Genomic DNA, 1,307 nt, shown 5'->3' on the forward strand with positions numbered 1-1,307 from the left:
TTGGCTTACCCTGCCAAAGCTTCTGCTTTTTCGTCTAATGCTGCATAATACTTCTCCTCATATTGATCAGGCGAAAGATATCCACAATGACTGTGGCTCCGCACTGTATTATAAAATGTTTCAATATATTCAAATACCAACTTATATGCATGCCGGTAGTTAAAAATTTTAAAGCGGTTAATCCATTCCATTTTCAGTAACGCATGGAAGGATTCGATACACGCATTATCCCATAGATATGCTTTCTTTGAATAACTGTTTATCATCCCATCTGTTGCCTGACGAAACGCGTCTGATACATACTGGCAGCCTCTGTCTGTATGTATAATCAGCGGCTGTGTAATGCTGCGTGTTCTCTTTGCTTTCTCTACGCAGTCCACTACATGGGATGCTCCCAGAGTTTCGTTGAGTACCCATGCAATGATTTTTCGGGAATACAGATCCATAATGCTAGTCAAGTATACCAAGCCTTCAAATGTCCAAATATATGTGATATCCGACACCCATACTGCATCCGGCTGTTCCGGATTGAACTGCTGCAGAATATTGTGCAGCTCCTTGCTGAAATCAGAATCTATAGTAGTTTGTGCGTAAGGCTTTACCCTTTGTGCTTTGATCCCCATCTGCCGCATATAATTCGCAACTGTTTTTACTGCAATTTTTTCGCCGTCTTTCCACAATTCCCTGGTGATTTTAGGAGCGCCATAGTTTTGGTGGGAATCCTCATAGATTTTCAAAATTTTTTCTTTGACCTCCCCGGGATGTTTTTCAGTAGCAGAAGGGCATCTTTTTTTCCATGCGTTATAACCGGATCGTGAAACACCAAGACGTTTCAGTACCCCACTGACAGAGACACGGTGCTTCACCGGACGCTGCGCCATTTCCAGAATATACTCTGCTGTGGCAGTATAAACAGCCTCTGTCATTTCCCCAGGATACTGATGGCTTTTTTTAGAATTTCAAGGGCATCCTTTGTATCCCTTAGCTCTCTTTGGAGACGTGCGATCTCTTTCGCCTCATCGCTGGAATAATTTCCAGATCCTCTTGTTGGCACACAGCCTTCATGTTCCTTGGCTGTCCGGAGCCATGTTTTGAGAGCGGAATCACTGATTCCCAGATTCTCAGCCGCTTTCTTGAGTGTGAGTTCTGGATGATCCAGACGATATCTGACTGCGCTCTCCTTAAACTGCTGATCATATTTCGTACCTTTTGCCATGACTATGTTTCCTCCTTCGTATCATCTCTTATCATACATGATTTAGGTATACATGGCATCTTTACTTTGTACTATTTTTATACTATCACTA

The 1,307-nt window shown here is 42.6% G+C and carries 2 protein-coding genes; both read right to left on the reverse strand.

Annotated features, from left to right (window positions below):
• Positions 1-5 precede the first annotated feature (5 nt).
• Positions 6-926, reverse strand: coding sequence for an IS3 family transposase (locus AOA56_RS15215; RefSeq protein WP_053770031.1), 921 nt, complete (start codon positions 924-926; stop codon positions 6-8).
• Entirely contained in the window at positions 923-1,216 is a 294-nt protein-coding gene (locus AOA56_RS15220; protein ID WP_024734114.1) for a transposase, read from the reverse strand. The genes AOA56_RS15215 and AOA56_RS15220 overlap by 4 nt, the downstream gene beginning before the upstream one ends.
• Positions 1,217-1,307 lie beyond the last annotated feature (91 nt).

The sequence above is a fragment of the Sellimonas intestinalis genome, from assembly GCF_001280875.1.
GTDB lineage: Bacteria > Bacillota > Clostridia > Lachnospirales > Lachnospiraceae > Sellimonas > Sellimonas intestinalis.

Bases quoted from the DNA above. Each gene is read 5' to 3' on its own strand.
- AOA56_RS15215 (WP_053770031.1), bottom strand. From the start codon at position 926: ATGACAGAGGCTGTTTATACTGCCACAGCAGAGTATATTCTGGAAATG.
- AOA56_RS15220 (WP_024734114.1), bottom strand. From the start codon at position 1,216: ATGGCAAAAGGTACGAAATATGATCAGCAGTTTAAGGAGAGCGCAGTC.